General features: G+C 55.5%; 24 protein-coding genes and 2 tRNA genes. 12 read left to right on the forward strand and 14 right to left on the reverse strand.

Going from position 1 to position 24,113, the window contains the following annotated elements; all coding sequences use genetic code 11:
• A complete protein-coding gene (locus N5C09_RS07005) occupies positions 1-1,167 on the reverse strand; it encodes an MFS transporter (RefSeq protein ID WP_279748716.1) in 1,167 nt (388 codons plus the stop codon).
• A 161-nt stretch (positions 1,168-1,328) separates the two neighbouring features.
• Positions 1,329-1,418, reverse strand: a complete 90-nt coding sequence (locus tag N5C09_RS07010; RefSeq protein ID WP_003857632.1) for a YnhF family membrane protein — start codon at positions 1,416-1,418, stop codon at positions 1,329-1,331.
• A 297-nt stretch (positions 1,419-1,715) separates the two neighbouring features.
• Between N5C09_RS07010 and purR the strand changes: the two genes are divergently transcribed.
• Positions 1,716-2,741, forward strand: a complete 1,026-nt coding sequence (gene purR / locus N5C09_RS07015; protein WP_006809011.1) for an HTH-type transcriptional repressor PurR — start codon at positions 1,716-1,718, stop codon at positions 2,739-2,741.
• Between the two features lie 17 nt (positions 2,742-2,758).
• Here the strand turns inward: purR and punR are convergent, their stop codons facing one another.
• Complete coding sequence (punR, locus tag N5C09_RS07020; protein WP_047353996.1) at positions 2,759-3,670, reverse strand: DNA-binding transcriptional activator PunR; 912 nt, start codon at positions 3,668-3,670, stop codon at positions 2,759-2,761.
• Positions 3,671-3,783: 113 nt separating this feature from the next.
• On the opposite strand from punR, the gene punC reads away from it, so the two are divergent.
• On the forward strand, positions 3,784-4,983 hold the full coding sequence (gene punC / locus N5C09_RS07025) for a purine nucleoside transporter PunC (protein ID WP_279748717.1): 1,200 nt from the start codon (positions 3,784-3,786) through the stop codon (positions 4,981-4,983).
• Positions 4,984-5,280: 297 nt separating this feature from the next.
• Positions 5,281-6,429, forward strand: coding sequence for a cyclopropane fatty acyl phospholipid synthase (cfa, locus tag N5C09_RS07030; RefSeq protein ID WP_279748718.1), 1,149 nt, complete (start codon positions 5,281-5,283; stop codon positions 6,427-6,429).
• Positions 6,430-6,460: 31 nt separating this feature from the next.
• On the opposite strand, the gene N5C09_RS07035 is transcribed toward cfa, so the two are convergent.
• Positions 6,461-7,102 carry a riboflavin synthase gene (locus N5C09_RS07035; protein WP_063448935.1) on the reverse strand — a complete coding sequence of 214 codons (642 nt, stop codon included), beginning with the start codon at positions 7,100-7,102 and terminating at the stop codon, positions 6,461-6,463.
• A 224-nt stretch (positions 7,103-7,326) separates the two neighbouring features.
• Between N5C09_RS07035 and mdtK the strand changes: the two genes are divergently transcribed.
• The 4 genes from mdtK to N5C09_RS07055 all read left to right on the forward strand — a co-directional run bounded on the left by mdtK (position 7,327) and on the right by N5C09_RS07055 (position 10,729).
• Positions 7,327-8,700: an MdtK family multidrug efflux MATE transporter gene (gene mdtK / locus N5C09_RS07040; RefSeq protein WP_107535207.1), complete on the forward strand. Its 1,374-nt coding sequence runs from the start codon at positions 7,327-7,329 to the stop codon at positions 8,698-8,700.
• A 153-nt stretch (positions 8,701-8,853) separates the two neighbouring features.
• Positions 8,854-8,930, forward strand: a tRNA-Val gene (locus N5C09_RS07045).
• A 4-nt stretch (positions 8,931-8,934) separates the two neighbouring features.
• Positions 8,935-9,011, forward strand: a tRNA-Val gene (locus N5C09_RS07050).
• A 122-nt stretch (positions 9,012-9,133) separates the two neighbouring features.
• Complete coding sequence (locus N5C09_RS07055; protein WP_279748720.1) at positions 9,134-10,729, forward strand: FAD-NAD(P)-binding protein; 1,596 nt, start codon at positions 9,134-9,136, stop codon at positions 10,727-10,729.
• A 28-nt stretch (positions 10,730-10,757) separates the two neighbouring features.
• Here the strand turns inward: N5C09_RS07055 and N5C09_RS07060 are convergent, their stop codons facing one another.
• Positions 10,758-11,393, reverse strand: coding sequence for a carbonic anhydrase (locus tag N5C09_RS07060; protein WP_193033558.1), 636 nt, complete (start codon positions 11,391-11,393; stop codon positions 10,758-10,760).
• 72 nt (positions 11,394-11,465) lie between these two features.
• Positions 11,466-12,248 carry an MBL fold metallo-hydrolase gene (locus N5C09_RS07065; RefSeq protein WP_279748721.1) on the reverse strand — a complete coding sequence of 261 codons (783 nt, stop codon included), beginning with the start codon at positions 12,246-12,248 and terminating at the stop codon, positions 11,466-11,468.
• 125 nt (positions 12,249-12,373) lie between these two features.
• On the opposite strand from N5C09_RS07065, the gene N5C09_RS07070 reads away from it, so the two are divergent.
• Positions 12,374-12,514, forward strand: a complete 141-nt coding sequence (locus tag N5C09_RS07070) for a hypothetical protein (protein ID WP_003857665.1) — start codon at positions 12,374-12,376, stop codon at positions 12,512-12,514.
• Between the two features lie 56 nt (positions 12,515-12,570).
• Here N5C09_RS07070 and N5C09_RS07075 read toward each other — a convergent pair whose 3' ends face one another.
• From N5C09_RS07075 to N5C09_RS07100, 6 genes are all read right to left on the reverse strand, one after another.
• Positions 12,571-13,977: a DUF1996 domain-containing protein gene (locus N5C09_RS07075; protein WP_279748722.1), complete on the reverse strand. Its 1,407-nt coding sequence runs from the start codon at positions 13,975-13,977 to the stop codon at positions 12,571-12,573.
• Between the two features lie 144 nt (positions 13,978-14,121).
• Entirely contained in the window at positions 14,122-14,289 is a 168-nt protein-coding gene (locus N5C09_RS07080) for a hypothetical protein (RefSeq protein ID WP_063867029.1), read from the reverse strand.
• 118 nt (positions 14,290-14,407) lie between these two features.
• A complete protein-coding gene (gene fumD / locus N5C09_RS07085; RefSeq protein ID WP_003857676.1) occupies positions 14,408-14,617 on the reverse strand; it encodes a fumarate hydratase FumD in 210 nt (69 codons plus the stop codon).
• Between the two features lie 108 nt (positions 14,618-14,725).
• Positions 14,726-15,538: a MetQ/NlpA family ABC transporter substrate-binding protein gene (locus N5C09_RS07090; protein WP_063448942.1), complete on the reverse strand. Its 813-nt coding sequence runs from the start codon at positions 15,536-15,538 to the stop codon at positions 14,726-14,728.
• A 23-nt stretch (positions 15,539-15,561) separates the two neighbouring features.
• Complete coding sequence (locus N5C09_RS07095; protein ID WP_063448943.1) at positions 15,562-16,230, reverse strand: methionine ABC transporter permease; 669 nt, start codon at positions 16,228-16,230, stop codon at positions 15,562-15,564.
• On the reverse strand, positions 16,223-17,245 hold the full coding sequence (locus N5C09_RS07100) for an ATP-binding cassette domain-containing protein (RefSeq protein WP_279748723.1): 1,023 nt from the start codon (positions 17,243-17,245) through the stop codon (positions 16,223-16,225). Before N5C09_RS07100 ends, N5C09_RS07095 begins: the two co-directional genes overlap by 8 nt.
• Before the next feature lie 399 nt (positions 17,246-17,644).
• Here N5C09_RS07100 and N5C09_RS07105 point away from each other — a divergent pair, with 399 nt between their 5' ends.
• The 4 genes from N5C09_RS07105 (at position 17,645) to lpp (ending at position 22,521) form a co-directional block, all read left to right on the forward strand.
• Positions 17,645-19,015, forward strand: a complete 1,371-nt coding sequence (locus N5C09_RS07105) for a cystathionine beta-synthase (protein WP_279748725.1) — start codon at positions 17,645-17,647, stop codon at positions 19,013-19,015.
• A gap of 12 nt (positions 19,016-19,027) precedes the next feature.
• Positions 19,028-20,173 (forward strand): PLP-dependent aspartate aminotransferase family protein, encoded by a 1,146-nt coding sequence (locus tag N5C09_RS07110; RefSeq protein WP_279748726.1) that lies wholly within the window; start codon positions 19,028-19,030, stop codon positions 20,171-20,173.
• 377 nt (positions 20,174-20,550) lie between these two features.
• Complete coding sequence (pykF, locus tag N5C09_RS07115; protein WP_279748727.1) at positions 20,551-21,972, forward strand: pyruvate kinase PykF; 1,422 nt, start codon at positions 20,551-20,553, stop codon at positions 21,970-21,972.
• Between the two features lie 312 nt (positions 21,973-22,284).
• Positions 22,285-22,521 (forward strand): murein lipoprotein Lpp, encoded by a 237-nt coding sequence (lpp, locus tag N5C09_RS07120; protein ID WP_001082307.1) that lies wholly within the window; start codon positions 22,285-22,287, stop codon positions 22,519-22,521.
• 60 nt (positions 22,522-22,581) lie between these two features.
• Here the strand turns inward: lpp and N5C09_RS07125 are convergent, their stop codons facing one another.
• Both N5C09_RS07125 and sufE read right to left on the reverse strand, forming a co-directional pair.
• A complete protein-coding gene (locus N5C09_RS07125) occupies positions 22,582-23,595 on the reverse strand; it encodes a L,D-transpeptidase family protein (protein ID WP_279748728.1) in 1,014 nt (337 codons plus the stop codon).
• A 97-nt stretch (positions 23,596-23,692) separates the two neighbouring features.
• Positions 23,693-24,109: a cysteine desulfuration protein SufE gene (gene sufE / locus N5C09_RS07130; RefSeq protein ID WP_063448947.1), complete on the reverse strand. Its 417-nt coding sequence runs from the start codon at positions 24,107-24,109 to the stop codon at positions 23,693-23,695.
• Positions 24,110-24,113 lie beyond the last annotated feature (4 nt).

Raw genomic sequence — 24,113 nt, forward strand, 5'->3', positions numbered from 1 at the left:
TTATTCCGCCGTACACACCGCTTCTGGCTGTTTACGCCCGGACATCAGCACCAGCAGCAGGCCGAGTGCGGCAATGATCGCCCCCATCACCGGCACAAAGCTGTAACCTAAACCACCGGAAATCACCGCCCCGCCCGCTGCGGCTCCCAGCGCATTGCCCAGGTTAAACGCACCGATATTCACGGATGATGAGAGCCCCGGCGCCTCATGCGCAACACGCATCACGCGCATCTGCAACGGCGGCACCACGGCAAAGGTTGCGGCGCCCCACACCACCATGGCAACCGCGGCACCCACTTCGTTACGCGCCAGCCACGGGATCGCCACCATGATGACGATCAGCAGCGTTAAGAAGCCTTTCAGCGTCCCACTCACGGAGCGGTCGGCAAATTTCCCGCCGAGATAGTTGCCAATCGAGAACCCGACACCAATCAGCACCAGCATCGCGGTAACAAAGAGTGGCGTTGCGTGGGTAATGTCGTGCAGCACCGGGGAGATATAGGTGTAGAGCGTAAACATCGCCCCCGCCCCCAGTACCGTGGTGAGCAGCGCGGAAAGCACCTGGGGACGCATCAGCACCGCCAGCTCTTTACGTACTTCCGGACGTTCACCCGCACTTCCTTTCGGCAGTGAGAAGAACAGCGCGACCATCGCGACCACGCCCAGCATCGCCGTGGCGAGGAAAGACATACGCCAGCCGATAGCTTCTCCCAGCCAGGTGGCGGCGGGAACACCGCCGATATTGGCGATGGTGAGACCCATAAACATGGTGGCTACCGCGCTGGCCTGCTTATGTTTTGGCACCACGCTGGCGGCAACAACCGAGCCCAGCCCGAAGAAGGCGCCATGGTTCAGGCTGGTCAGAATACGGGAAAGCATCAGGGTGGTGTAATCCGGTGAAATCGCGGAAAGCACGTTGCCCAGGGTGAAAATCGCCATCAGGAAAATCAGCGCATTGCGGCGCGCGCGGTGCGAAAGCAGCAGCGTCATCAGCGGCGCACCCACCATCACGCCGATCGCGTAGGCGCTAATCAACATACCGGCCGCAGGGATAGAGACGTCCACGCCCCGGGCGATAACAGGCAATAACCCCATCGGGGAGAATTCAGTGGTGCCAATCCCAAAGGCGCCAATCGCCAGGGCCAGCAGGGGAAAATTGATTTTCATGAATAAACTCCGGATACCGTGCCGTTATCCGGCACAGAACTAAGAAGTCAAAAGCATGACATCAATCACAAAAAATGAGAAGTTAACATTTTGGCAAAAGATTTTTGCCGGAAAGATAACAATAGCGGCAAGCGAGGGAGAAAATTCTCCCTCCACCTAAATCAGTGCAGCGCAGCGGTTAAACCACCCGCAACAATCAGGGCAAGAACAACAATGGTGGTAAACAGCGAAAACTTCAGATCGGTACTCATCAATTTTTCTCCTTTTATTCACCCTACGAAAAGTGAGCCTGCTCATTTTTACACAGTTCAGGTCAAAAATCTTCCAGGATTTAAGCGGATATCCACTTTACCTCTTCCCCTTTTCATCAAGATAGGACAAAATTCCACGCTAAATTTATTAGCGTACCGGCCACTGACCCCCTCCTGACGTCCTGTGTCGTTTTCCCGGCGTGTCGCAACTCAAGATTGCGTAATAAGGGTGAGAGAAGGCAAACGTTTACCTTCAATGGTTTCAGGAGCTTAGGATATGGTCTGGAGTGACATTTAATGGCAACAATTAAAGACGTAGCAAAACGCGCAAACGTTTCCACTACAACCGTATCACATGTTATTAACAAAACGCGTTTTGTCGCTGAAGAGACGCGTAATGCCGTCTGGGCAGCGATCAAAGAACTGCACTACTCGCCAAGTGCGGTCGCGCGTAGCCTGAAGGTTAATCACACCAAATCGATTGGCCTGCTGGCCACCAGCAGTGAAGCGGCCTACTTTGCTGAAATTATCGAAGCCGTTGAAAAAAACTGCTTCCAGAAGGGCTATACCCTGATTCTGGGTAACGCGTGGAACAACATTGAGAAACAGCGCGCTTATCTGTCGATGATGGCGCAAAAGCGCGTCGACGGCCTGCTGGTGATGTGTTCTGAATACCCAGAGTCGGTCCTTTCCATGCTCGAAGAGTATCGCCACATTCCGATGGTGGTGATGGACTGGGGCGAAGCGCGCGCCGACTTCACCGACTCCGTTATCGATAACGCCTTTGAAGGCGGCTACATGGCGGGGCGTTACCTGGTGGAACGCGGTCACCGTGAAATTGGCGTGATCCCGGGCCCGCTGGAGCGAAATACCGGTGCTGGCCGCCTGGCCGGTTTCATGAAGGCGATGGAAGAGGCGCTGATTACCGTGCCGGAAAACTGGATTGTTCAGGGCGATTTCGAGCCGGAGTCGGGCTATCGCGCCATGCAGCAGATCGTCTCCCAGCCGCATCGCCCTACCGCTGTGTTCTGCGGCGGCGATATCATGGCCATGGGCGCCCTCTGTGCGGCGGATGAACTCGGCCTGCGCGTCCCGCAGGATATCTCGGTGATCGGCTATGATAACGTGCGCAACGCCCGCTTCTTTACGCCGGCGCTGACTACCATTCACCAGCCGAAAGATTCGCTGGGTGAAACCGCCTTCAATATGCTGATGGACAGGATCGTCAACAAGCGTGAACAGTCCCAGTCCATTGAAGTGCACCCGCGCCTGATTGAACGCCGTTCCGTTGCGGACGGTCCGTTCCGCGACTACCGTCGTTAATCCTTTTACGGGGCCAGCTACGCTGGTCCCCGTAACCACTCCCGGTTCAGCGTTTCGCTGTCTCCCAGATAATCCAGCAGCCAGGCCATGGCCGGCGATACGTCGTTTTGCTGCCACGTCAGACAGCACGCGGCGTCCGGGAAGGGGTTTTCCAGCGTCAGGGCCACCCACTCCCCCGCGTCGATGCGCGGACGCGCAAAATGCACCGGCACCATGCCAACGCACAGCCCCGCGCTCAGGCAGGTGGCTGACGACTCCCAGTCCGGCGCGACCACGCGGCGCTGATTATCCAGCAGCCAGGTAATGCGCTTCGGCAGCGAACGGGACGTATCTTCCAGCACCAGCGAGGGCCAGTTGCGCAAGGTGTCATCGCTCAGCGGCCCTTCCAGCGCCGCCAGCGGGTGATCGCGCGCGACCACGCAGGTCCAGCTCAGCATGCCCATGTCGCGAAACGCGTAGCGCCCCCCAACCGGGATCGCCTGGGTGGCGCCAATCGCCATCTCTGCCCTGCCGTCTGCCAGCGCATCCCAGACGCCGTTAAACACCTCCTGAGAAACGCGCAGTTCGACGTCGGAAAAATGACGATAGAAATCGACGATCATCTGCCGGGTGCGTTCCGGCTTAACAATGTTATCCACCGCGATGGAAAGATGCCCGCGCCAGCCGTTGGCGATCTGCTGGCACTGCTCGCGGGTGATCTGCATTTTTTTGATAACAGACCGCCCCTCTTTCAAAAACCACGCGCCGGCAGGCGTGAGCTCCACATCGCGATGGCGCCGCTCAAACAGCGGGACCGCCAGCCACGCTTCCAGCTGACGCACCGTATAGCTGATGGCCGAGGGAACGCGATGCAGCTCCTGGGCGGCACCGGTAAAGCTGCCGTTACGCGCCACGGCATCGACCACTTCAAGAGAATAATCTGACCACATCTTTTGCCTGCAAAATTTTTGAATTCACCCGCCAAATATTAGCGTTTCACAAGCCGCTTTGCACCTCCTACACTCTGCGCCAACGTACACCTGCCTCCTCAGGAGAATAAACAGTGCAACCCAGGAAAGGATTTTTAGTCTGGCTCGGCGGCTTAAGCGTGCTGGGCTTTTTGGCGACCGATATGTATCTGCCCGCGTTCGCCGCGATGCAGGAAGATTTGCAAACCCCTGCCGCCGCCATCAGCGCCAGCCTGAGTTTGTTCCTCGCAGGCTTTGCTTTTGCGCAACTGCTCTGGGGGCCGCTCTCGGATCGTTTTGGCCGTAAACCCGTCCTGTTACTGGGACTGGCAATTTTTGCCGTAGGCTGTCTGGGCATGCTGTGGGTCCGCGATGCCGCCTGGCTCCTCGTGCTGCGCTTCATCCAGGCCGTCGGCGTCTGTGCCGCAGCGGTCACCTGGCAGGCGCTGGTAACCGATTATTATCCGGCTTCACGCACTAACCGCATTTTCGCCACCATTATGCCGCTGGTCGGCCTGTCGCCGGCGCTCGCCCCGCTGCTGGGCAGCTGGATCCTGGCGCATTTCGACTGGCAGGCCATTTTCGCCACGCTGTTTGCCATCACGCTGGTGCTGATGCTGCCCGCGTTCGGGCTCAAGCCTGCGCGTAACAAAGAGACGCATCCAGACGCGCAGCCAGTGACCTTTACCTCTTTACTGCGGGCAAAAGCCTATCGCGGTAACGTGCTGATTTATGCCGCCTGCTCTGCCAGCTTCTTTGCCTGGCTGACCGGTTCGCCGTTCATTCTGCATGACATGGGCTACAGCCCGGCGGCTATCGGCCTGAGCTACGTTCCACAGACCATCGCCTTCCTGGTGGGTGGCTATGGCTGTCGCGCCGCACTGCAAAAATGGGAAGGCCAACAGATGCTGCCCTGGCTGCTGGTGTTGTATGCGTTAAGCGTGATTGCGACCTGGGCCGTAGGCTTTATTCCCGGCGCCGGGCTTGCTGAAATTTTGATTCCGTTCTGCGTTATGGCGATCGCTAACGGGGCCATTTACCCTATCGTTGTGGCGCAGGCGTTACGTCCGTTCCCGCAGGCGACGGGCCGCGCTGCTGCGCTGCAAAATACCCTGCAACTTGGCCTCTGCTTCCTGGCAAGCCTCGTGGTCTCAGCGCTGATTGCCACCCCGCTGCTCACCACCACCAGCGTAATGCTGGTCACCGTTGCGCTGGCAGGTCTGGGGTATCGCATGCAGTCCTCCGCGCGTCGCGAGCAGAATGACAACGCGCAAACCGAAACGTCTCATGCCTGATTGCGCGGGAAATTATGTTAAAAACCAGTGATTAGGTTGCTAACAATTTTCTGTTGAATCACCCATTTTTGAGGCCTATACTGAAATTGGTTCGATAAATACGATAAATATTAAGCGTTAACGGGAGCCGGAGCGCTCCCGTTTTACCATGGAAGGCATTTCGGCAAGGGTTATCTCCCTTCCTCTGTTCTACGTCGGATATTAGCCTCGCGGGCATTTACCGTGAGATTTCTCACAAACCAAAAAAGCGTCTACGCTGTTTTAAGGTTCTGATCACAGCAAGGTGATGGAGAAGCTATGAGTTCATCGTGTATAGAAGAAGTCAGCGTTCCGGACGATAACTGGTCCCGGATCGTCAGTGAACTGTTGGGACGTGCGGGCATTACGATTAATGGCTCATCGCCCTCCGATCCCCAGATTAAACATCCCGATTTTTTCAAACGCGTTTTGCAGGAGGGATCGTTAGGGCTGGGTGAAAGCTATATGGACGGCTGGTGGGAGTGTGAACGGCTGGATATGTTCTTCTCCAGCGTATTACGCGCCGGTCTGGAAAATCAGCTCCCCCGTCACTTTAAAGATACGCTACGTATCGCCTCCGCCCGCCTGTTCAATCTGCAAAGTAAAAAGCGCGCGTGGATCGTCGGCAAAGAGCATTACGATCTGGGCAACGACCTTTTCAGCCGCATGCTCGACCCGTTAATGCAGTACTCCTGCGGATACTGGAAAAAAGCGACGACCCTGGAAGAGGCGCAGCAGGATAAGCTACAGCTGATCTGCGATAAATTGCAGTTGCAGCCCGGCATGCGCGTGCTGGATATCGGCTGTGGCTGGGGCGGCCTTGCCTGGTTTATGGCGAAGCATTACGGCGTGAGCGTCGTCGGGGTCACGATTTCGGCTGAACAGCAGAAGATGGCGCAGGCGCGTTGCCTGGGGCTGGATGTCGATATTCGGCTTCAGGATTACCGCGACCTGAACGAGCAGTTCGACCGCATTGTTTCCGTTGGCATGTTCGAGCACGTCGGGCCCAAGAACTACAGGACCTATTTCGAGGTCGCTGACCGGAACCTGAAGCCTGACGGTATTTTCCTGCTACACACCATCGGCTCTAAGCGCACCGACAACAACGTGGATCCCTGGATTAATAAATATATCTTCCCGAATGGCTGTTTACCCTCTGTTCGCCAGATTGCCAACGCCAGCGAACCGCATTTCATTGTGGAAGACTGGCATAATTTTGGCGCAGATTACGACACCACGCTGATGGCGTGGCACGAACGTTTCCATGCCGCATGGCCTGAAATCGCCGACAACTATTCGGAACGATTCAAACGTATGTTCAGCTATTATCTCAATGCCTGTGCCGGGGCTTTTCGCGCGCGGGATATACAGCTATGGCAGGTGGTGTTTAGTCGCGGGATTGAGCACGGCCTGCGCGTGGCCCGCTAAAAAAATAACCCCGGTTGCCCGGGGTTATTTTTTATTCTTCTTCCACGGCCTTTATTATCGCCGCCTCTTTCGCCGCCAGCACGCGCTCAACGGTATCCACGACCGCCTGGGTTTGCGGATCAATTTCGATATTCACCCGCTGCCCCAGTTTTTTTGAACCAAGCGTGGTACGTTGCAACGTTTCTGGAATTAAATGCACGCAAAAACGGGTTGGCGTCACTTCACCTACGGTCAGGCTAATCCCATCAATGCCAATAAATCCTTTATAAAGGATGTATTTCATTAAGGTGGGATCCTGCACCTTAAACCAGATTTGACGGTTATTTTCCGAAGTCACGATTTTCGCCACTTCGGCGGTGGTCATAATATGGCCCGACATGAGGTGCCCGCCAATCTCATCGCTGAATTTCGCCGCCCGCTCAACGTTGACGGTATCCCCCACTTCCAGCTCGCCCAGGTTAGTGATGCGCAGCGTCTCTTTCATTAAATCAAAAGCGATCTGGTTACCGTTAATTTCGGTCACCGTCAGGCAGCAGCCGTTATGCGCTATCGACGCCCCGGTTTCAATGCCGTCGAGCATATATTCAGGCAGCTCGACCACGTGAGTGCGGAAATTCGGTTTTTCATCAATGGACACCACTTTGGCAGTGCCCTGCACAATACCAGTAAACATGCTACAGCTCCTGTTCATTCCGAACGGCGATGACACCGTATAATCCCACCACAATAACAGTTGAAAAAACAGGTTGCCAGTGATGCGCAATTTCTGGCGATTTTTTCACTAGATAATTAGTTAAACCCCGCTACAATAGCTGGCATCCCTCTGTTTTTTCTTCTTGCTGCCAGTTACGGCGGCCTTTTTAGTCTCTCAAATAACTACAATACAAAGGTGTTCACGTGCAGAAGTATATGATCGAAGCGCGTCAGTTATTGGCACTGGCAATACCGGTGATCGTCGCGCAGGTAGCCCAAACCGCAATGGGATTTGTGGATACGGTAATGGCCGGTGGTTACAGCGCCACCGATATGGCCGCCGTGGCGATCGGAACCTCAATCTGGCTCCCGGCCATTCTGTTTGGTCACGGCCTGCTGCTGGCGCTGACGCCCGTTATCGCACAGCTTAACGGCTCCGGTCGACGTGACCGCGTGGCCCATCAGGTTCGCCAGGGCTTCTGGCTGGCCGGAGGCGTCTCCGTCCTGATTATGATCGTCCTGTGGAACGCCGGGTATATTATCCGCGCCATGCATAATATCGATCCGGCGCTGGCAGATAAGGCGGTCGGTTATCTGCGCGCCCTGCTCTGGGGCGCCCCCGGCTATTTGTTCTTTCAGGTAGCACGTAACCAGTGTGAAGGGCTGGCAAAAACCAAACCGGGCATGGTGATGGGCTTTATCGGCTTGCTGGTGAATATTCCCGTGAACTATATCTTCATTTACGGTCATTTTGGCATGCCGGAGCTCGGTGGCGTGGGCTGCGGCGTTGCGACGGCAGCGGTGTACTGGGTGATGTTCGGAAGCATGCTCACCTACATTAAGCATGCGCGATCCATGCGCGACATTCGCAACGACACTGCCTTTAGCACGCCTGACTGGTCGATGTTGACCCGCCTGACCCAGCTGGGTCTGCCCATTGCGCTGGCGCTGTTCTTTGAAGTGACGCTGTTTGCCGTTGTCGCCCTGCTGGTTTCGCCGCTAGGGATTATTGATGTGGCAGGCCACCAGATCGCCCTGAACTTCAGCTCTTTGATGTTTGTTCTGCCGATGTCGCTGGCGGCTGCGGTGACGATTCGCGTGGGCTTCCGTCTGGGGCAAGGCTCTACGCTGGATGCGCAAACGGCTGCCCGCACCGGGCTGGGCGTCGGCGTCTGCATGGCGGTCTGTACCGCCCTCTTTACCGTGCTGTTGCGTGAGCAAATTGCCCTGCTCTATAACGACAATCCGGAGGTAGTGACTCTGGCCTCGCACCTGATGCTGCTGGCGGCCATTTATCAGATCTCTGACTCCATCCAGGTGATTGGCAGCGGCGTGCTGCGTGGGTATAAAGATACGCGTTCCATCTTCTTTATCACCTTCATTGCCTACTGGGTGCTGGGCCTGCCGAGTGGTTACATTCTGGCGCTCACGGATTTGGTGGTGGATCGCATGGGGCCAGCCGGGTTCTGGATGGGCTTTATCATCGGCTTAACGTCTGCGGCCATTATGATGATGCTGCGCATGCGCTTCCTGCAACGTCAGCCCTCTACGGTTATTTTGCAGCGCGCTGCACGTTGATGACCCTGTAGCCGCCGGCTGGCGGCTACTTTCTCTTCACTTTGCGCGGTAATGAAGCAATCGCGTGAAATCAGAGAGAAAAATGCATTTTCCCTCTTGCCACCTTGGTGCTGTGCCGCTAATATTCGTCCCCGTTGTCACCGACAACACAATGCGTTCATAGCTCAGTTGGTTAGAGCACCACCTTGACATGGTGGGGGTCGTTGGTTCGAGTCCAATTGAACGCACCATTCTGCGTCCGTAGCTCAGTTGGTTAGAGCACCACCTTGACATGGTGGGGGTCGGTGGTTCGAGTCCACTCGGACGCACCATTTCAGTCCTGAAATGGTGCAAAAATCCTCTTCTTAACGTCTTAATTTTTCCCTTCATTGAATGACTTAACCTTTCTCCTGCTACGCTTATTCTATGGTTCAGAAACGCAGGAACGCTTTCGATGAAAAAAATTGCCATTATCGGCTCAGGCCCAACAGGGATTTACACCTTCTACTCACTTCTTACCAACGCAGCGCCCCTTTCGATCACCGTGTTTGAGAAAGCAGATCAGCCCGGCGTCGGTATGCCTTACAGCGATGAAGATAACTCCCGACTGATGCTGGCGAACATCGCCAGTATTGAAATCCCGCCCATTTTTATCACCTATCTCGACTGGCTTAAGCAGCAAAATGCAGCCCATCTTGCCCGCTATAGCGTCGACAAAGACAAACTGCACGACCGGCAGTTTTTGCCCCGTATTCTGCTGGGTGAATATTTCCACGACCGTTTTCTCGCCGTCGTTGCCGAGGCAAAAAAGGCAGGATTTCAGGTCGAAGTTCATCCCAACGCAGAAGTAACGGATATCAAAGCAGATGCAGACGGCGTGGCCCTGTCAGTGAACGATGCGCCTTTCTCCAGAAGATTTGACCTTGCCGTGGTCGCCACCGGTCACGTCTGGCCTGATGAAGATGAAGCCACCCGCGCCTGGTACCCGAGCCCATGGTCGGGGCTGATGGACGCAGAGATCCGAGCCTACGAGGTGGGGATCATGGGGACGTCCCTCAGCGGGCTGGACGCCGCGATGGCGGTTGTGATGCAGCACGGTCGGTTTACCGGCGAGCAGTTCGTTGTCAATAAAGGCAGCGAGGGGTTAAAAATCACGCTGATGTCCCGCACGGGCGTTCTCCCGGAAGCCGACTTTTACTGCCCTATTCCTTATGAACCGCTGTCGGTGTTAACGGCATCTGTGGCGGAAAGCGAGATCGCTAAAGGCCCGGACGGGCTGCTTGACCGCATTTTTGCGCTGATGGTGAAAGAGCTTGAGCTGGCCGATCCGCAGTGGTGCCAGGCGATATCGCTCAGCACGCTGAATGCCGACACCCTTCGTGAGGTCTGGTTTGAGGATCGTAAAAATCATGGTCCTTTCACCTGGGCCGAAGCGAATTTGAAAGAAGTGGAGCACAACAAGCGCGACAAACGCACCGTTGCCTGGCGCTATACCGTGCTTCGTCTGCATGAGGTGGTTCAGGTGATTGTCCCTTCACTTAACGAACAGGACAGAGAGCGGTTTAAGTCGGGGCTGGAGCGCGTATTTATCGATAACTATGCCGCTATTCCACCGCAGTCTATCCGCCGGTTACTGGCGCTCCGAGAGGCAGGGATCATCAGCGTGGTCGCCCTCGGTGATGATTACGACCTGGATATCGGCAGCGATCAAACCGTCATCACCACGCAAGAAAAGAGTTATCGCTTCGATGTCTTTATTGATGCGCGCGGGCAAAAACCGCTCAAAAATAAGGATATTCCCTTCCCGACGCTGCGCAAACAGCTTGAGGAAACGGGCGATGAGATACCGGACGTGGGGGAAGACTACACGTTGCTGTCACCTGCATCTCTGCGCGGACGTATCGCGTTTGGGGCGATCCCCTGGCTGATGCACGACCATCCGTTTGTTCAGGGTTTGTCAGAGTGCGCTGAAATTGGTAAGGCGATGGCGAAAGCGGCGGGAAATCCTGCGTCGGGCGTGCGGCGGAAATTACCTTTCATGGAGTTTTAACCGGGCTTCCCTGCCCTACGGTGTCGGATTACTCGAAGAAGACTTCCGGGTTTTCCGACAGCGATACAAAGCTTTTGGTGTTCTTATCCAGGGCAAGGATTTTGCCGCTTTCAATATCATACACCCAGCCGTGCAGGCGGATGGCGTTGTTGCGCAGGCCTACCGCCACCGACGGATGGGTCTTGATGTTGCTCAGCTGCGCAAAGACGTTCTCCTGCACCATCGCATTCACTTTATCGACTGGCGTATCCCAGGTTTTCTTCTCCACCACCGCTTTCGCCGCATCAGAATAGCGCAGCCAGTGTGAAACGGCCGGCATGGGCTCCAGATCCGCGTTGTCGGCAATCGCCTTCATCGCGCCGCAGTTTGAGTGACCGCAGATTACGATATCGGTCACGCCGAGGGCCACCACCGCGTATTCGATGGTCGCTGAGACGCCGCCAGGCTCCGGCCCGAACGGTGGCACAATGTTGCCAGCGTTTCGAATGACAAAGAGCTGTCCTGGCTCCTGTTGCGTAACCAGTTCCGGAACCAGACGGCTGTCGGAGCAGGAGATGAACAGCGCTTTGGGATTCTGACTGGACGCTAAACTACGAAAAAGCTCTTTACGTTGCGGGAAAATCTCTTTTTGAAAGCTGAGAAAACCTTCAATGATATGTTGCATAGCCATTTCTCTTTTATCTGTTTTAGTTTAGGTATGATCGCGATCACACTCGTAAAATTTAACCACCGTGCCTTATCGGAGACAAGCAATATATTTCTGGCCCGACCGCTGTACGATCTCATCCGCGTTCGTCAGGATGTTCTGCCCTTCAAAGGCCCCGTACAGGCGCTGGTACTTTTTCCCCGCCAGTCGGCCAGTCACCGACTCGACGGTGCGGGCAGGCAGCGGGAGCATATTCGGATAACTCCACATAAACGACACGGCGTCTTTACCGGGCGTGACCTGCAAAATATCACCGGCCAGCAGTACCCCGTCGCCTGACTGCCAGTGCAGCGCCGTGCCGCCTGCGAAATGCCCGCCCAGTCGCAACAGCGTTACCGACGGCATAATTTCCAGAGTGTCCTCCTCCCAGAAGCGTATCGCCGGACTGTCACGCATTACCCACTGCCGATCGCTGGCGTGCAGGTAGATCGGCGCGTTAAACGCGGCGGCCCACTCCTGCATGGTGGTGTAGTAATGAGGGTGCGAAATCGCAATCGCGCCGATCCCGCCGAGCGCGTCAATTAACGCTCTGGTGGCCGGGTCAAGGTTCGCGATGCAGTCCCACAGGATATTGCCCTGCGGCGTGCGCAGCAGGATGGCGCGCTGGTTAATGGCAAAAGAGGGGACGGTTTTGATGCTGAACAGCTGCGGCTCCAGCTGTTGCCATTTGTTGGTATGCGTGGCCGTAAGACTGTCGAAATCCGTCCACGCCTGGCCCGTTACCGGAACATACTGGCGTTCATCGTCGCAAATCGGGCAGCGTTTGGGGTGTTCATCGTAAGCGGTACCGCAGGTTTTACACAGCGTAATCATCAGCGTTCCTCAGCAATAAAGCACTGAGTATGGCAGGGATTATCCATATGTGCTGCGGGGTGCATCGCCCGCTTTTTTTGACTTATACTGTGCCAGTATCAAAAACTGAATAACGCAGGTGGCACATGGAAATTGATCTCGATAACTTAGTCTTTAACGGGCTGGATGAAGCAGAAGAGCGCAACGCGGAACGCCTCGACGACGCGGATAAAAAAGCCCAGGCGATTGTCGCCGATGACGACTGCGGCGATGCCTGCAAGATCTGACGAGAAAGCACCGGAAGCCCCGGTGCTTTTTTTAAGCATGAGGTTTTCACCCGCTATCAGTTCTCCGGCGTTTTGCTAAACCCGGTGAGCATCAGGATCAGACTTTGCGGAGATGATGCCGTCTCAAACTGATAGTGGTTTCCCTGACGATCGCCGCCGATATACCACGAAATTTCGGTTTTCCCTTCTGCCAGCGCCTTGCGTACCGCTTTATCGACATCCACCATCCGGTATTCGCGGGCGTGGTTCAGGTACAGCACCGCATCCGATCGGTAGTTGCAGGACGGTCGCGCGTGCCAGTTCACGCTGGCCGGATCCCAGTCGTTGCTCGCCGGATAGAAAAAGATTTGATCCCCGCCGTTGGTTTCCACTTTCCCGCCATAGATACGTACGCGGTACTTAAACTGGGCAGGATCCTGTCCGGCAGGCAGCGGAGGAATGTTGAACTTCACCAGCGACAAGGTTTCGCTGTTTTTCGTCCTTCCGCCGTTCTGCCAGTTATCCTGCACCAGTAAGGCCTGAGGATCGGGCTGTGACAGTGTGGGTTCCAGGCTGCTTAGCCAGACGTTGGCCTTCGCTTTTGAATATCCGTACGGGACGGTGGTGCCGCAATCCAGCCCGCGGTTCATACACAGGTCGGTCATAAAGCGCGCGGCATCTTCCGTCCAGCCGTTCATGAAGTCAGCATGCGCTGTATAGAGGCTTCCCCACAGCTCCTCGCGCTCATTACCGTGCATGATGGGGTCGAGTGAAAGCTGCGCTTTGCTGGTGTCCAGAGTGCTAATCGTCGGGAGCACGTACGCGATATTCATGTTCACCGTCGGGATCTTAATCGGGAAGGCGGACGGACACTGCCCTTTCGTGTCGTAGGTGGCGTTAACCAGACCGTGGGCAGGCTTCAGGTGTACCCCATCCCAGCAGTTGGGGAACTGAATGCCGATATTAAACTGCACGGCATCCTTCGCCTTACGTAAGCCGCAGACTTCACCCGTTTTGCTGGTGTAGCCCTTGCCGTTGGCGCATAAAAAGGTGATATGGGGATTGGGCGCGGTGCCGTGATGATCGCCGGCCAGCAGCGACAGCCCCGCCGGGAACGGGTGCAGCGGCCAGGCGTCAACGTTCGATGCCTGATAATAGGTTTTTTGGTAGGCGGGTTTCACCACCGTTCCGTCCGGCAACCTCAGCGACGGCGCCCAGTAGGCCGAGCTGTCTGCTTTATTATCGCAGGTCGTCTTTTCTTGCGTACGCAGCGATTCGCGGCTGGAGTAAGCGTCCGTTTGCACGTTACCAAAAAAATCGTGCAGCATGGCCTCGTTGGGCATGCCGTACATCATAATGGCATCATCGCCAAGGGTGTGGGAATAGCCGCAAACCACGTGCGCCTGTGGCGCAGCGTGCGCCGCCTGCATGGCAAGCAGTAGCGCGGTGGCAGAGAGTGTGGGGGTGAGTACTGTCCGTTTCATTATTATCTCCATCTGAGAAAGGAGATAGTGGTAACAAAACGGCTATCAATTACCGAGGATTTACCTGCGTACTTTTCCGCTCATCCCCGCTTTACAGCAGGCAGGCACAGCTCATTCCAGTACATTTCACGCGTCCGGCGCAGTTCAGCGTGTCGTTTTAACATAGAACCACTCCGGATCAATGTTGGCTACGTCCACGCCGTACAGGCTGGCGACAGGCAGTATTGACTCAAGAACACGTTGCGCGCTGTTCTCCGCATTCGCTGGTTGGGTGGCAAAAAACCGCCGTAACGTGCCGATCCATTTTTTCATCGTCATTACCCCTCTCGCTTAACCTGAACTCAGTTAAACACGCCTTCATCATGAAGAGGAAATAACAATACTGACTGTTGATATGCAGGATTTGAGAAACTCCCAAGGCGCCGGCGCGCTAGCCGGCCAGCGCTTTAACGACCGTTTCCATCGCTTTGGTGGTCAACTCGCTGCGCTTAACGCGCTGGTTCGCCAGCGCGGTACGCAGTACGCCCGCAATGACAATATGTTTCGGCTCTTGCCCTAAATCACGCATTTCGAGAACGACCTTGCCTACCACCCGACACATCTCCTGGTACAGCGCTTCGTCTTTGGTCACATTGCCCATTGCCATCACTCCGATGCCTTAAACCGTCAGCTTAAAGCATTCGTCGGCTGGATACAAAAAAGAAGCCCGGCGTATTGCTCGCCGGGCTTCGTCTGGAAAATCAGGCGATTAGTTGTTTACCGGGATGACCGCACCTTTGTATTTGGTACGGATCCAGTCCTGAATCTCTTTAGAATGCAGCACGTTCACCAGCGCGACGATATCTTTCTTCTTCTCGTCACCGCGATGGACGGTAATGATGTTGGCGTACGGGTTATTCTCACCGCTTTCAACCGCAATCGGATCGTGCACCGGATCCAGGCCCGCGTCGATGGCGTAGTTAGCGTTAATCACCACCGCGGCACCTTCGTCGTTGTTGTACATCTGCGGCAGCAGGGACGCTTCCACATTCGGGGTAAATTCCAGCTTTTTCGGGTTTTCCACGATATCGCTGATGCGCGCGGTCACTTTATCGATGCCAGGCTTCAGCTTGATCACCCCCTCCTTTTCGAAGATGGAGAGAATACGTCCTTCCTCGGAAACCGCATCACGCATGATGATTTTGCCGCCTTCCGGCAGATCCTTCAGGGATTTGTATTTTTTCGAATAGATACCGATCGGCTCAATGTGGATAGCGCCCGCACTGACAAAATCATAATCCTTATCGCCCGCGTGATCTTTCAGCACGCTGTTCAGATAAGGGATGTGCTGGAAGTAGTTGGCGTCGATGTCACGCCCCGCCAGCGCGGTGTTGGGCAGAATGTAGTCCTGGAACGGCTTAATCTCCAGATCGATACCCTGCTTTGCCAGAATCGGCTTAGCCTGCTCCAGAATTTCCGCGTGCGGCGTGTTGGACGCCCCCACGGTCAGCGTATCCGCCCAGGCGGCAAAGCTCAGGGCGCTCAGGGTGGCTGCGGCGATCAGTGTCAGTGTCTTTTTCATGATGTGGTTCCTGTGTTTATTTATTAGCGTTTATCTAACAGTGAAGTAATGACATCGCCGCAGAACTGGATAATGAACACGATGATCAGAATGGTCACCGTTGCCACCAGCGTGACGTCACCATGGTTGCGCTGGAATCCTTCCAGATAAGCCAGATTTCCCAAACCGCCGGCGCCTATCACCCCCGCCATTGCGCTGTAGCTCACCAGCGCAATCAGCGTTACCGTCATGCCTGAAACCAGTGCGGGTGAGGATTCCGGCAGTAAAACCCGAAACACTAACGTGCTCAGCCGTGCGCCCATCGAACGCGTGGCTTCGATAACCCCTTTGTCCACTTCACGCAGGGCGATCTCGACCAGACGGGCGTAAAACGGTGCGGCGCCTACAATCAGCGCGGGGAGCGCGGCGTTAGCGCCAAGAATGGTCCCGACGACGGTCTTGGTGAACGGGATCAGCAGCACGATGAGAATGATGAACGGAATGGAGCGGAACACGTTCACCACAATTGACATCACGCTGTAGACCGTGCGGTTTTGAAATAACCCGCCGCGGGCGGTTAAAAACAGCGCCAGACCAAGCCCGATTCCCAGAACAAACGTCGCCACGCCCGAAAGCGCGGTCATGTAGAGCGTCTCCTGAGTTGCAGCCCACAGCTGATCCCACTTCAGGTGCGGAAAAAGTTCTTCAGCCATGCTTAATAACCTCGCCTTCAATATCGCTTTGCTTCAGATCGGCGAGGATATTGTTCAGTTGTTCATCCGATGCCACCACCTGTACCCAGAGCTGCCCGAAAACACCGTGGGCGGTTTGCGTCATTTTGCCGTGCAGGATATTAAACGGCAGGCCGTAGCGCAGGGTCAGTTCCCCGACGATCGGCCTGTGCGTGCTGTGCCCGGTAAAGGTGAGTTTGATGACCGTGCCCTCCAGCCCGGTTGCCAGTTCCGTATTGAAGGTTTCATCTTCGGCGTACTGGCTCACCTGTCGGACAAACTGCTGGGTGATCGGCTGCTGCGGATGCGTAAAGACGCTCAGCACGTCCCCCTCCTCCACCACTTTCCCGTTCTCCATTACCGCCACGCGGTCGCAGATTTTGCGCACCACGTGCATTTCGTGCGTGATCAGCACGATGGTCAGGTTAAAGCGACGGTTAATGTCCAGGAGCAGATCGAGGATCTGATCGGTCGTTTGCGGATCCAGCGCGGAGGTGGCTTCGTCACACAGCAGCACGTCGGGATGATTGGCCAGCGCGCGGGCGATGCCCACACGCTGTTTTTGCCCGCCGCTCAGCTGCGACGGAAAAGCATTCTCGCGCCCCCTCAGGCCGACCAGATCCACCAGCTCGGCGACGCGTGCCTCAATTTTCGCTTTCGGTACACCGGCAATTTGCATTGAAAAGGCGATGTTTTCCTTCACCGTGCGCGACCAGAGCAGATTGAAGTGCTGGAACACCATGCTGATTTTCAGGCGTGCCTGACGCAGCGCTTCTCCTTTTGCGGCGGAGATATCCTGTCCGTTAATGGTGACGCGTCCGGCGCTGGGCTTTTCCAGGCCGTTCAGCAGACGGATCAGGGTGCTTTTCCCGGCTCCGCTGTAACCGATAATCCCGTAAATCTGTCCCTGCTCGATCGTCAAATTAACGTTATCAACGGCTGTCAGCGCCACCTTTCCATTGTCAAAAACTTTCGAAATATTGCTGAGTACAATCATTCTTATTCGTTATCCGTGCCGCATATAGCGGTTTAGCAGTATGGATGTCCAAAAGATAGTAAACAGCCGTTATCAGCTTTTAAATGACCAAAAAGGAATGTCTTATAACGCGATGAAATAAGTCGCGACCTGGCGGCAGAAAAGCGCTTAGATGAATATCAGCAATACATATCCGACAGCTGCATATCAGCGCCTTCTCACCCGCCTGAATGGGTTGTTTTTTCAGCATTTTGCGCGCATATAGACATCCTCACTTCCGGACAACTTTACGTCTCGCTGTCTTTCCATCTGAAAACACGACGAATATTCCTTTCCGTTCTAATACCCAGTGAAACGTTCTTTATTGAGAAAATTTCAGGATCCTATTATCCGGTCATTCCCCTTTTACAGGACATGACCATGATGCTTTACCACTCCGTCACCGAACTGATTGGCCGCACGCCGCTGATCCAGCTGCACAAACTGGATACCGGTCCCTGCTCGCTGTTTCTGAAGCTGGAAAATCAAAATCCCGGCGGTTCGATCAAAGACCGCGTCGCGCTGTCGATGATTAACGAAGCCGAACGCTCGGGGCAACTGCGGCCCGGCGGGACCATTATCGAAGCCACGGCGGGGAACACTGGGCTGGGGCTGGCGCTGATCGCCGCGCAGAAAGGCTATTCGCTGATTCTGGTGGTGCCGGACAAAATGAGCCGCGAAAAGATTTTCCACCTCCGGGCGCTGGGTGCGCAGGTGGTGTTGACCCGTTCCGATGTCAATAAGGGGCATCCGGCCTATTACCAGGATTACGCCCGGCGGCTGGCGAACAAACTGCCCGGCGCGTTTTACATCGACCAGTTCAACAATGAGGCTAACCCGCTGGCGCACCGCACGACCACCGCGCCGGAACTGTTTGAGCAGCTTGACGGCCAGATCGATGCCATCGTCGTCGGCGTCGGATCCGGCGGTACGCTGGGCGGATTACAGGCGTGGTTCGCCGAGCACTCACCGCAGACGGAATTCGTGCTTGCCGATCCGGCCGGGTCAGTGCTGGCGGATCAGGTTGAGACCGGACGCTATCACGATGCCGGATCGTGGCTGGTTGAGGGGATTGGCGAAGACTTTATTCCTCCTCTGGCTCACATCGAAGGGGTTAAACGCGCCTGGCGCATTACCGATCGCGAAGCCTTCACCACCGCCCGCGAGCTGCTTAAAACGGAAGGGATCCTGGCGGGCTCCTCCAGCGGCACGCTGCTGGCGGCGGCGCTGAAATATTGTCAGGCGCAGACCACGCCAAAACGCGTGGTCACCTTCGCCTGCGACAGCGGCAATAAATACCTCTCGAAGATGTTCAACGACGACTGGATGCGCCAGCAGGGGCTGATCGCGCGTCCACAGGCAGGGGATCTCTCCGACTACATTGCCCTGCGCCACGATGAAGGCGCTACGGTGACTGCCGCCCCGGACGACACGCTTTCCACCGTGCTGGCCCGCATGCGGCTGTACGACATCTCCCAGCTGCCGGTGCTCGATAACGATAAGGTCGTCGGCATCATCGACGAATGGGACCTGCTGCGACACATCGGGGGGGATGCCGATCGCTTCTCACTCCCCGTGACGGCGGCCATGACGCGTCAGGTGGAATACCTGGACAGGCAGGCCCCGGAGAGCGCCCTGCACGCCATCTTTGACCGTGGCCTGGTAGCCATTATCTATGACAACGACCGTTTTCTGGGTCTGATCACCCGCAGCGACGTTCTCACCGCCTGGCGTAACCGCCTGGAGAAATAAAAGGAGCAAAAGATGAAAAACCTGGCAACCCTCAGCGTTCACAGCGGCGAGTTTAACGACCCGCACGGCGCCGTCATGCCGCCGATTTACGCCACCTCGACGTTTGCGCAACCGTCTCCGGGTGAGCATACCGGCTATGAATATTCCCGAAGCGGCAACCCCACCCGCCACGCGCTGGAGACCGCGATAGCCGAGCTGGAGGGCGGCATGCGCGGGTACGCCTTCGCATCAGGGCTGGCGGCCATTTCCACCGTGCTCGAATTGCTGGATAAAGACAGCCATATCGTCGCCATTGACGACGTGTACGGCGGTACGTATCGCCTGATCGAAAACGTGCGTAAGCGCAGCACCGGGCTACAGGTGAGCTGGGTTAAGCCGGACGATGTAGCCGGTCTTGAGGCCGCCATTCGCCCGGACACCCGCATGATCTGGGTGGAGACGCCGACAAATCCGCTGCTGAAGCTGGCCGATCTGGCGGCCATCGCGGAAATTGCCCGGCGTCATAATGCGATCAGCGTGGCGGACAATACCTTCGCCTCTCCGGTCATTCACCGGCCGCTGGAGGCAGGGTTTGACATCGTGGTGCACTCCGCCACCAAATATCTCAACGGTCATTCAGACGTGGTTGCCGGGCTGGCTGTTGTCGGGGCAAACAAGGACCTGGCGGATCGCCTGGGCTATCTGCAAAACGCAGTTGGAGGCGTTCTGGATCCGTTCAGCAGCTTTCTGACCCTGCGGGGTATTCGCACCCTCTCACTGCGCGTAGAAAAGCACAGCGCCAACGCGCTGGCGATTGCGCAATGGCTGGAGGCGCATCCGCAGGTTGAAAGCGTGTACTATCCCGGGCTGGCGTCGCATCCGCAGCATGCGCTTGCCCGTCGCCAGATGGCGCTGCCGGGCGGCATGATCTCCGTCGTCTTAAAAGGCGATGCGCAACGCGCGACTGACGTTATCCGCCACCTTACGCTTTTTACCCTGGCCGAGAGCCTGGGCGGCGTGGAGAGTCTGGTGAGCCAGCCCTACAGCATGACCCACGCCTCGATCCCGCTGACGCAGCGCCTTGCCAACGGCATTGTGCCGCAGCTGATCCGCCTGTCGGTGGGCATTGAAGATGCGAGCGATCTGATCGCCGACCTTCAGCAGGCGCTGGAAAAATGAGCAAAAAACGGCGGGCGTTGCGCCTGCCGTCATAAGATGACATTAGGCCTTAACGCATTGATAACAAACTTATGTGAATCTGCACAGATTGTTTTTGAAACACTGTTTCCATTTTCCTTTTTGCTGCAAATCAGCGTATAATGCGCGCCAAATCCCTGGTGAATGGTTTCAGCGCTTGGAATACAAAAAACAACGTACAACTTCTCCTCTCCTCCGTTGGGCTGGCACTCAGGAACACTTTCTTCTGCACGCTCATTTGATGTCACCTATTCTTAGTGCGTGTCATATACTCTTTCGCAACACAGGTTTGACTCCGCGGCGGTGCGCCCCCGGAGCGAGATTTCCATATCCTTCCCAACTTAAAGACTAAGACTGTCATGAAAAAGACGAAAATTGTTTGTACTATCGGCCCGAAAACCGAATCCGAAGAGATGCTGAGCAAAATGCTGGATGCCGGCATGAACGTGATGCGTCTGAACTTCTCCCACGGTGACTATGCTGAACACGGTCAGCGTATCCAGAACTTGCGCAACGTGATGAGCAAAACCGGTAAAAAAGCCGCGATCCTGCTCGACACCAAAGGTCCTGAAATCCGTACCATCAAACTGGAAGGCGGTAACGACGTTTCTCTGAAAGCGGGCCAGACCTTCACCTTCACCACCGACAAATCCGTTGTGGGTAACAACGAAATTGTTGCCGTGACCTACGAAGGTTTCACCAGCGATCTGTCCGTTGGCAACACCGTGCTGGTGGATGACGGCCTGATCGGCATGGAAGTAACCGCGATCGAAGGTAACAAAGTTATCTGTAAAGTTCTGAACAACGGCGACCTGGGCGAAAACAAAGGCGTTAACCTGCCGGGTGTGTCCATTGCTCTGCCAGCGCTGGCTGAAAAAGACAAACAAGACCTGATCTTCGGTTGCGAACAAGGCGTTGACTTCGTTGCTGCGTCCTTTATCCGTAAACGTTCTGACGTGGTTGAGATCCGTGAGCACCTGAAAGCGCACGGCGGCGAGAACATTCAGATCATCTCCAAAATCGAAAACCAGGAAGGCCTGAACAACTTCGACGAAATCCTCGAAGTGTCTGACGGCATCATGGTTGCGCGTGGCGACCTGGGCGTTGAAATCCCGGTTGAAGAAGTGATCTTCGCGCAGAAGATGATGATCGAGAAATGCGTTCGCGCGCGTAAAGTGGTTATCACCGCAACGCAGATGCTGGACTCCATGATCAAAAACCCACGTCCTACCCGCGCGGAAGCGGGCGACGTGGCGAACGCCATCCTCGACGGTACCGATGCCGTTATGCTGTCTGGCGAATCTGCGAAAGGGAAATACCCTCTGGAAGCGGTCAGCATCATGGCGACCATCTGCGAACGTACCGACCGCGTGATGAAAAGCCGTCTGGATTACAACAACGACAGCCGTAAACTGCGCATCACCGAAGCCGTGTGCCGTGGTGCGGTAGAAACCGCTGAAAAACTGGAAGCCCCGCTGATTGTTGTGGCAACCCAGGGCGGTAAATCTGCGCGTGCCGTGCGTAAATACTTCCCGGATGCAACCATCCTGGCCCTGACCACGAACGAAACCACCGCGCGTCAGCTGGTGCTGAGCAAAGGCGTGATCCCACACCTGGTCAAAGAGATTGCGTCTACCGATGATTTCTATCGTCTGGGTAAAGAAGTGGCGCTGGAACTGGTTGATTGTGGTCTGGCACAGAAAGGCGACGTTGTGGTTATGGTTTCTGGCGCGCTGGTACCAAGCGGCACAACCAACACCGCATCTGTTCACGTGCTGTAATAATTCCCGAACAAATTATATTTTTGTTAAAAAGCGTCCTTCGGGGCGCTTTTTTTATTCCCGCCTTTAACCAGAACTATTCAAAAAGCAAATCGGGTTTTTCTATTTAATCGCGATTTATCTAAGATGAATCCGATGAAAAATGCCTTTTTTAACATAGCTTTTTCGTCAAAATTGCCGATTTCGTTGCTTCTTTGAGCGAACGATCAAAAATAGGCGTAATCCCATCAAAAAAATATTCTCAACCCAAAAAACTTTGTGTAATACTTGTAACGCTACATGGAGATTAACTCAATCTAGAGGGTATTAATAATGAATCGTACTAAACTGGTACTGGGCGCGGTAATCCTGGGTTCTACTCTGCTGGCAGGTTGCTCCAGCAACGCTAAAATCGATCAGCTGTCTTCTGACGTTCAGACTCTGAACGCTAAAGTTGACCAGCTGAGCAACGACGTGAACGCAATGCGTTCCGACGTTCAGGCTGCTAAAGACGACGCAGCTCGCGCTAACCAGCGTCTGGACAACCAGGCTACTAAATACCGTAAGTAATAGTACCTGTTAATAAAATGGCGCACATTGTGCGCCATTTTTTTTGCCGGCGTCAAACCCTTACTGAATCACCTTCTCTCCCTCGCCTTCCGCCACCGCCGCTGAGACACGACTGTTTTGAACAGACAGGACAGAACTGCTGGCTGCCGAACCGTTGCCTGCTGAAACGGCAACCGGGATCCCCGCCCTGCGCGCCAGCGCTTTATCAATGAGCGTTTTATCGCTGCCTGATTCCGCTGCAAAGGCGGTAAACGCCGCAGAGTGCGCAAATGGCACCGTCTGTGGGTTTTCGCCCTCAGCCTGCGCCAGCGGCCTGTGTACCTCGATATAGCGTTTGCCGTCCGGCTCCACAGAGAACTTCACCGGCTCATTGATAATCTGAACCCGCGTGCCGACGCGCGCTTTTTCAAACAACGCTTTGATATCCGGCGCGTTCATCCGCATACAGCCCGAGCTGACCCGCAGCCCCACGCTGTCCGGTGCGCTGGTTCCGTGGATAAGATATTCCCCATTGCCGATGCCCAGACGCAGCGCATAGCGCCCCAGCGGGTTATTAGGCCCGGCGGGTACCACAGCCGGCAGTTTTATGCCCTGGGCCAGTGAGCGCGCTCTGATGCCCGCTGGCGGGGTCCAGGTGGGATTAGGAATCTTCTGGCTCACACGGGTGGTGCTGACCGGCGTTTCCAGCCCAAGCTGACCGATACCCAGCGGATAGACCTGAACGATATTTTCACCTGGCGGATAGAAGTAAAGACGCAGCTCCGCCAGATTCACCACAATGCCTTCACGATCGGTGTCCGGCAGCAGCATCTGGGAAGGAATGGTAATGACCGTTCCTGGCGCAGGGTTCACCGGTGCAATGGTATTATTGGTTTCAAGAATAAGCTGTGCTGCGGTATTAAACCGACGAGCGATAGCCTGGAGCTTATTGTCGCCTTCCTGAATGGTGTATGTCTGGTTTTGCCCAATCAGGCGGCTGCCTGCGGGCGGTAAAGGGTAATCAACCGCCCTGGCTGAATTAACAGCACTGAGCGAACCAAGGAGTAATAGAGTTATTAGAGACGCGCGCTTCATGCTGAGATTCCTTATTCACTGACTGAACGTCAGAAAGCTGAAAAACCAGCGAGGTGGAAACCACCCCGCGAAACAGAATGAATGCTGTTCAGTTAGTTTAGCTAAGGATTGCGGCTTTGGCGCGAATGGCGCGGATCATCGCTTCCAGCCCCTGGGATCGGGACGGGGTGAGGTGTTGGGTTAAGGCCATTTTTTCAAACCACGGACGGACGTCAAAGGCGACAATATCCTGCGCCGACATCCGGTGATAGAGAATAAATACGACGGCAATAAGCCCCTTCACAATGGCGGCATCGCTGTCGCCCTGCAATTCGATTACGCCATCATCCGTCTGCTGCATCAGGATCCAGACCTGGCTCTGGCAGCCCTGAATGATGTTGTTCGGGTTATGCGCCTCTTCGCTGAGCGGCGGCAGGCGCTGCCCCAGCTCGATAATATAAAGGTATTTCTCTTCCCAGTTTGCGCAACGTCCAAAGTTGCGCAGCAGTTTATCTCTGTCCGGCAAATCTGCCATCTCT

Origin of the sequence: Enterobacter sp. GD03975 (assembly GCF_029838645.1) — a bacterium.
Taxonomy (GTDB): domain Bacteria; phylum Pseudomonadota; class Gammaproteobacteria; order Enterobacterales; family Enterobacteriaceae; genus Enterobacter; species Enterobacter quasihormaechei.